At 40.1% G+C, this 7891-nt stretch carries 5 protein-coding genes and 1 pseudogene; 1 reads left to right on the top strand and 5 read right to left on the bottom strand.

What is annotated here, in order from left to right:
- Positions 1-77: 77 nt before the first annotated feature.
- From recA to AC3DU7_RS19160, 5 genes and pseudogenes are all read right to left on the bottom strand, one after another.
- On the bottom strand, positions 78-1157 hold the full coding sequence (recA, locus tag AC3DU7_RS19180) for a recombinase RecA (protein ID WP_488040911.1): 1080 nt from the start codon (positions 1155-1157) through the stop codon (positions 78-80).
- A gap of 61 nt (positions 1158-1218) precedes the next feature.
- Positions 1219-2469, bottom strand: a complete 1251-nt coding sequence (locus AC3DU7_RS19175; protein WP_488040910.1) for an RNA-guided endonuclease InsQ/TnpB family protein — start codon at positions 2467-2469, stop codon at positions 1219-1221.
- Positions 2470-2961: 492 nt separating this feature from the next.
- A complete protein-coding gene (locus AC3DU7_RS19170) occupies positions 2962-4155 on the bottom strand; it encodes an RNA-guided endonuclease InsQ/TnpB family protein (RefSeq protein WP_488040912.1) in 1194 nt (397 codons plus the stop codon).
- Positions 4156-4163: 8 nt separating this feature from the next.
- On the bottom strand, positions 4164-5864 hold the full coding sequence (gene ltrA / locus AC3DU7_RS19165) for a group II intron reverse transcriptase/maturase (RefSeq protein WP_488040909.1): 1701 nt from the start codon (positions 5862-5864) through the stop codon (positions 4164-4166).
- A gap of 603 nt (positions 5865-6467) precedes the next feature.
- A pseudogene (locus tag AC3DU7_RS19160) lies at positions 6468-6554 on the bottom strand (transposase); the annotation flags it as partial.
- Between the two features lie 435 nt (positions 6555-6989).
- Between AC3DU7_RS19160 and AC3DU7_RS19155 the strand changes: the two are divergent.
- Positions 6990-7891 (top strand): DegT/DnrJ/EryC1/StrS family aminotransferase (locus AC3DU7_RS19155; RefSeq protein ID WP_488040908.1); only part of this gene is annotated, 902 nt, incomplete at its 3' end.

The following is a 7891-nucleotide window of genomic DNA, read 5'->3' as shown; positions in this document are numbered from 1 at the left end:
AAATCATAGTTGCATAATCTTTAAATTTAAAATAATCAAATACCTGCAACTATGAAATACTTAATAAAAGCTAGAATTTATTCTTCTTCTAAAATTTCTTCATCTTCTTCCTCTTCTATTTCATCAGGCCGTGCTACAGAATTAGCAGAAACCAAAGCACCGTGATTTAATTTTTCTCGAACTTGCTGTTCAATTTTTTTGGCAAAATCAGGATTTTCTTCCATATAAGCGATCGCCTTTTCTCTACCTTGAGCAAAATTACTTCCTCCGTAGCTATACCAAGCACCTTTACGTTTAATTACATCTGTCTCTTCAGCTAGGTCAATAATACAACCGAAACTAGAAATTCCTTTACCAAAAACAATATCAAATTCAGCAATACGGAATGGAGGGGCAACCTTATTTTTAGCAACTTTTACTTTAACGTGAATACCATATTCCTCTGAAGATTTTTTCAGAGTTTGTGTACGACGAATATCAAGTCTTACCGAAGAATAAAACTTAAGAGCATTACCACCAGTAGTAGTTTCTGGATTACCATAAACAACACCAATTTTTTGTCGAAGTTGGTTGAGAAAGACAACTGTACAACCAGACTTACCAATATTACCTGTAATTTTCCGTAATGCTTGACTCATTAAACGAGCTTGGAGACCCATGTGAGAATCTCCCATGTCCCCCTCAATTTCAGCTCTAGGAACTAATGCTGCTACCGAGTCAACAACCACAATATCAACAGCTACAGATCGAACCAGGTGATCCACTACCTCCAAACCCATCTCCCCAGTATCAGGTTGGGAGACCAGTAAATTTTCAATATCTACCCCCAATGCAGCAGCATAAGTGGGGTCAAGAGCGTGTTCCGCATCTACAAAAGCTGCAATACCTCCTGTTTTCTGAATTTCAGCGATCGCGTGTAAAGCAAGGGTAGTTTTTCCCGAACTTTCTGGGCCATAAATTTCAATAACTCTGCCCTTGGGTAAGCCACCTCCCAATGCTAAGTCTAAAGTCAATGCCCCACTAGGAATTGTTTCTACCTTCATGCGGGTAGCATCTCCCAAACGGACAATTGACCCTTTACCAAAACTTTTTTCTATAGTTTTAAGGACTGAATCTAAAGCTCTTTGTTTTTCTTTATTATCTGTAGCTGAAGCCATTTATTTTTTTCCCAACTTAACACTAGACATTGACATTATCTGAGGGTGACATACTCCTACACTAAGCAGGCGCTATAGTGTGGGCTTCTCGTTTCCCTGCCCCGGTATCCCGTCGGGCTCCACGAGCTTTAAGGACGGAATGCCCTGCCGCCCTATTTTTGATATTTATCGCCGCATTTCCTACGGAATGCTGCGCAAACAAGTCTCGGTCTATTACAACACCGCAATATGGGCAAGAATGAGTTCGTATGTTTAATTCTTTGGGGACTTTTTCACCACAATTTGAGCAATCTTGGCTGGTATTTTTGGGGTTTACTGCTATAGTCTTCTGTCCAGCATTTTCGGCTTTGACAGTCAAAATAGACAGGAATTGACTCCATCCAGCATCGTTAATTGATTTACTCAAACGGGTTTTTGCTAGCCCTTTGATATTTAAGTTTTCATGGACTATAACTTCTGCTTTTGATAACAATTCATTGGCTGTTTTGAAATAAAAATCTCTACGTTTATCAGCTACTTTTTTATGTTGTTTGGCTAAAGCTTTAACAGCCTTAAGCCACCTTTTACTTCCTTTTTTCTTTCGAGATAAACGTTTTTGTAAAGTCTTTAATCGCTGCTGAGATTTTCGATAGTATTGAGGGATGGGGACAGATTCTCCTTCACTTGTTACTAAGAATTCCTTCAACCCCATATCAATTCCCAGAGTATTTTTTAATGTAGGTTCCACTTCAGTTGTTAAAGCTGGAACTGATTTTTCTTCTAGGGATAAAGTCACATAATAACCATCAGCTTTACGACTAATAGTAACAGTTTTAATTGTCAACCCTTCTGGTATTGGACGATGCTGAATTAACTTTACCTTTCCTATTTTGGGTAAATTAATTTTATTTCCTTCAATGCAGTCAAGTTTGATTTGAGGATAGGTAAAACTGCGATAACGCCCTTTTCCTTTAAATCTTGGTTTCCCTAATTTATCTCCATTTTTGTCTGTTTTCAACCATCTATCAAAGGCAAGTTTTACCCGTTTTATACAGTCCTGTAAGACCTGAGAATGAATTAGCTTGTATTCCGGAAATTTGTCTTTGGTATTGACCAAATCTTTTTTTTGAGAGTAATAATCTGGATGGTCTCTGAGTTGAGAAATTGGAATTACCAAGGGCCAGGCGTTAACTGGACAGCGATTTTCTTCCCACCATGAGAATCTTTCACCTAACCGATAGTTGTACTGCCGACGTAATAATTCCAACCACATTTCTATGGTGGCCATTTGCTCTTTATTGGGCCTTAATTTATATTGGTAGGCAGTGCGCATGGTGGAAAATTTCCAGGGTTATAGCAAAATAATAATACAAGTTTTTCAATCAGGGCGAAAGCTTCTGCTAGGATTTTGGCCAATTGAATGGGCATCGAACCTATTCAATTTGCTGCCGATTCATCCACCAAATCTGCATATTATGGCGTGAGGCTTCTCGGCGATGCAGCGAAAAAATATCCGTGTCACAAAACCCATAGCTTTATTTAATTTTCTGGCGTTGCTGAATTGAAGTATGAATGCACGATTGTTTGGTTCTAGTCCATGCCCCCGCGCATCCCCCAATTCTGGGGGACTTTTAGAGTTTTATCCCCCCCAAAATTGGCTTGCTCGGGGGGCAAAATCATACCCTAATTCAGCAACGCCATTTTCTAGGTATATTTTATTTACCATAGTCCCCAGAGGCTGTTAGTAAACGAAAACCTCTACAGAATAGCTACCCAAGTTAATCAATGTAGTTTTGCATACTGCACAATATTGACACTCCCCGCTCTAAAGAGACGGAGATTCTTGGTTCCGCGACAATACTTGCTCAACCAAGCTTGCGCCAAGCTGAGTAGAGGTTTCATCTCCCCAAGCGTTTTCTGCGTCTAGCGCAGTAGTTCCGGTATGCCCTACCGTACTAAGTCCACGATGCAAAATATTGATAGCTGCGTTTTCATCTCTATCCAACACGCACCCACACTTACAAGCATGAGTTCTGGTAGACAATGTTTTCTTAACAACTTCTCCACAGCTAGAGCAATTTTGACTGGTATATTGAGGATTAACAGCAACCGTGACACGCTTAAATACTTTTGCAAAATATTCAAGCCATACACGGAACTGATACCAGGATGCATCATTAATAGACTTAGCTAGACAGTGATTTTTCACCATATTTTTGATTCTCAAATCTTCATAGGCTATCAAGTCGTTAGACTGAACTACGCACCGTGCTAACTTCACAGCATGGTCTTTACGTTGCCTACTTATTTTAAGGTGGCGCTTACCTAAAATATGTCTAGCTTTGCCTCTATTGTTTGAACCTTTTTCTTTCTTTGATACTCGACGTTGAGCCCTTTTAAGGACTTTTTCGGCCTTACGCAAAAAAGTTGGATTTTTGACGACCTCACCGTTTGAGTCGGTATAGTATTCCTTTAATCCAACATCTAAACCTACGGTATTCCCCGTTGGCGTGATATCTTCTCGACGTTCTGAATCAATACAAAATTGAACATAAACACCATCTGCACGTTTTACCAATCGAACTCGTTTAATTTGCTTGATTTGAAAAAAGTGCAAATCACGAGTACCTTTTAACCTTAAGCGTCCAATGCCTTTCTTATCAGAAAAAGTTATTGACTTACGGTCAGGTGCTAACTTCCAACCCGTAGTTTTATACTCAACAGTACGACAATTTTTTTGAAATTTTGGAAGCCCCTTTTTACCAGCTACTCCTTTTTTACAGTTTTCATAAAAACGATTAATAGATGACCATGCTCTTTCTGCGCTGGCTTGTCTAGCCATTGAGTTGAGTTCATTCGCAAAGGGAAATTGCTTGGCAAGTACAGAGCAATATTTTTGCAAATCATTCTTACCCGTTCGCTTATTGTCCATCCATAAGCGAATGCAGCTATTGTCGGGTAGGAGAGCATACGTCGCCGCATCTCTCCCCCCTAAGAACCGGACTTGACAGTTTCCCATCATCCGGCTCAAGCCTTCAAAATCTCAGAACCTTTACCCGTGTGTACGTGCTTGTGGCAGGTGAGGTGTAGGTGGACTAGGTTGTCCTCCTTATTGGTGCCTCCATCTTTTACTTGCACTTTATGGTGGGTTTGTAGCTTTTCTCCATTAAACAGGTGTTCACCGCATATTGGGCATTTCCAGCTTTGGTTTTGGGCTACCTTAAATAGCTTTGAACCTCTAGCAAAGTATGTTTTCCCGTAGTTGGTTCTGCGTTTTTCCCAATATTCGGTTAGTTTGGGGTCGTCGGGGGATGCTGTTCCCTTGACTTTGACGTGACGGGTTATTGGTAAGTCTCCGAGTTTCGTAAGGATTAAGTTTTTCTTTTTCCCATTTCCATCGTTGACTATTGCGTGGAAATTCCATTTTCTGCCGTTAACAGTGATAAAGTATTTCCCCGCTACCCATTTCTTTCCCTTGTTTGGGTGTCTGCTTAATGACCATTTCCAGATTGCTTGAAAAATTTGGTGGTCAACATAGCTGAACGTTTTGCTACTTACCCCGTGTTTATAGTAGTTTCCCCACCCCCTGATTCGGGGGTTTAGGTATCGGATAACTGCTTCAGGCTTGGCGTGTTTGTTAGTTTTGAGCCATTTCCGTATTTCTCTAAGGAATAGTTTTACTTTTTCCTTTTGAGGTTTTACTAGACAGCTTCCCTGGAAGTGACGGACATTGAACCCCAGAAAATTGAATCCTTGTTCTATATGAACAATATTGGTTTTATCGTCATTTAATTCCAGTCCTCTTGTTTTGAGGAGTTCTTTTACCGAGGGAATTATTTCCTCAATATCCTCTTTTGTTTCGGCGGTAATAATGAAATCGTCAGCATACCTAACGAACCCATATTTGGGCGCTCTAGGAGATTTGTTTTTCCCTTGTCTTTTCTTGAATTGACTGAGGAATTGTTCGATTCCATCCAGTGCGATATTAGCTAATAAGGGTGAAATTATTCCCCCTTGTGGTGTTCCGCTTTCCGTTTCGTGGAATATCTCGGATTCTACATAACCTGCTTTTAGCCATTGCTTAATTAACTCTGTACCCGGTAATTCCCCGATATTTTTGAGTATAAAGTTGTGGCTAATGTTGTCGAATGCGCCTTTAATATCTGCATCTAATACCCACCTGTCATTTCCTTGTTTATTAAGGCGTGTCCAGGTGTGTTGTATGGCATCGTGACAGCTTCTACCGGGTCTGAATCCATAACTGCTGGCTTCCATTCGGGCTTCCCAGCTAGGTTCCAGTGCATTCTTCAATACTGCTTGTGCTATGCGATTTGTGATTGTTGGAATCCCTAATGGTCTTTGTTTTCCATTGGCTTTTGGAATATATACCCTTCTAGCAGGGTGAGCTTTCCATAGGGTGTAATCCTGCATTTCTTTGACGAGTTTTACTCTTTGTGCGGGGGTACTTGCCGTCTGACCATCAATGCCAGCCGTATTTTTCCCCTCATTTTCTTGAGTTACTCTTCGCACTGACAACAGTAAATTGGAGTAGCTTCTTATTATCAGCTTCATAAGGCTGCGAACCTTGTTCCACTGACCATTCTGAGTTGCTCGATAAATTCTCCGTCTCAGGTTTTTAATCCGTTTATTCACAAGCTTCCAGTCGATGGATTCCCATGTCTTTAACGGTTCCTTCGTTCCGATGTCATTACTGACCCTATCTTTCACGTCGGTTCAATTCCTTTACTTTGATTTCATCGTTGAAGACCTACCAGAAGTCTGCCACCTTATCGGTGTAGGGCAAATCTTGAACCCCTATCCAAGGCATTACCCTTGGCTTTTGCTTTCTCTGGCATCCTTTACCCCCTCGGCATATCCGTTTTCCTTGCGGTCAACCTACTTGGATTTTCATCTAGTCCAAGAGCCAGTGGGGCTTACCGTGTTTCACGTGTGTAATATTCATTCGGATTGGGTTCCATCTATATTCCGGTAGGGATTATACTCCTTCGTCATTGAAGTACGCACGTCAATGACTTACCTACTTACCTTTTGGTCGGGCGTATCAACTCATTTCGCCTGCTACAGTTCACGGAACTTATGATGATTCACTTTCGTTAACCCTTTCGGAATTTTCCTTTGCGGGATATATCAACTGAGTTGTCCGTATATCTCGCTTTTGTGCCTTGCATTCCTTGTGGTTTCATTACTTACTCCCAAAGTAGGCGGGGTTCGTGACCCTTTTACATAGGAATAGAGGGAAAGAGTCCTCTAGAGGAGTAGTTCCTCAATTACTAGCGCTGATGCGCCTTACACGCGACTTTCACGTCGCACACGGACAAACTGAGCGGTACGGATTGCTTCATTAACTGCCAAGTACTGGTTTAATTTTCCGTATGCTTTGAACTCAAAAACCAACATAGTATCACCTCCTATTCTTATACTATCATACTTGGTATAAACATAACAGATAAAATATTACGGAGCAATAAATTACTCCGTGTCGTCTTTCATCCCCGCTTTAAAAAGACGGGGCTTTCATACTCCCGCGATATCCTGGTAACATTTTTAAATTTCTATTATTGAATAATACATATAAATATTATCCAGATGCTTGTTTAATAAATATTTTTACTTATATAAACAAGAAGTATTTGTAGCAATAATAAAAGATAATATTGAAGATTATTGACTATATTGCTAATTCTCAAAAGTTACTTGTGCTATATTATACTTGGTAATTTCGTGAAAGTTAGTGTATAAAGTATTACTCTAAACACTTAAGACAGTATGAATCAATATTTCAGTTAGCTAATCCATCCGAGTAAATTTTTAGTCATCAACACTATATAAATAATGGCAAAAAATATTCCTTTCGTTGACCTCAAGCTCCAACATCAACCACTAAAAACAGAGCTAGAAAATGCCATCCAGGAAGTATTAGAGAGGGGAGACTTTATACTTGGTCAGGCAGTAGAAAAATTTGAGTATTCATTTGCAGAAGCTTGTGGAGTGAAAAATGCTATTGGAGTTGCTTGTGGCACTGACGCTATCACACTAGGACTTCAAGCTTGTGGTATTGGTGCGGGTGATGAAGTAATTTTACCTGCTAATACATTTATCGCAACATTAATTGGAGTACTTCATGCTGGTGCTATACCAGTTATAGTGGACTGTAATCTTGACAATGCGTTAATTGACTTAGAAGCAGCTCAAAAGGCTGTTACTTCCAAGACCAAAGCAATATTACCAGTACATCTTTATGGTCAAATTGTAGCTCCTAGTGAATTACAAGATTTTGCTCAAGCTAATAATTTGATTATATTTGAAGATGCAGCCCAAGCTCATTTGGCACAAAGAGAGGGATATCGTGCTGGAAGTATAGGAACAGCTGCTGCATTTAGCTTTTATCCAAGTAAAAATTTAGGCTGCTTTGGTAATGGAGGAATGGTTATTACTAACAATTCTGAGGTGGGAAATAAAGTGCGAAGTCTCCGTAATTATGGCGCACCGCGTAAATATGTCCATGAGGAATTAGGTACTAACAGTAGACTGGACACAATACAAGCTGCAGTACTGAATGTCAAGCTTCCTTATTTAGAGAGTTGGAATAGCGATCGCAACCAAGCAGCTCAAAAATATGACCGTCTCCTCAGTCCAATGAAAGAAAAAGGTATTATTCCCATACAGAATTTAAGCGGGAGTGGGCATATTTATCACTTATATGTGATTCGAGTCACGGACGAATCTCCCATTAA

This window comes from Okeania sp. (genome assembly GCF_983059655.1).
This window is presented reverse-complemented; position numbering and strand designations above follow the sequence as displayed.

Excerpts from the sequence above, each read along its gene's own strand:
- recA (WP_488040911.1), bottom strand. The coding sequence starts at position 1,157 with ATGGCTTCAGCTACAGATAATAAAGAAAAACAAAGAGCTTTAGATTCA.
- AC3DU7_RS19175 (WP_488040910.1), bottom strand. The coding sequence starts at position 2,469 with ATGCGCACTGCCTACCAATATAAATTAAGGCCCAATAAAGAGCAAATG.
- AC3DU7_RS19170 (WP_488040912.1), bottom strand. The coding sequence starts at position 4,155 with ATGGGAAACTGTCAAGTCCGGTTCTTAGGGGGGAGAGATGCGGCGACG.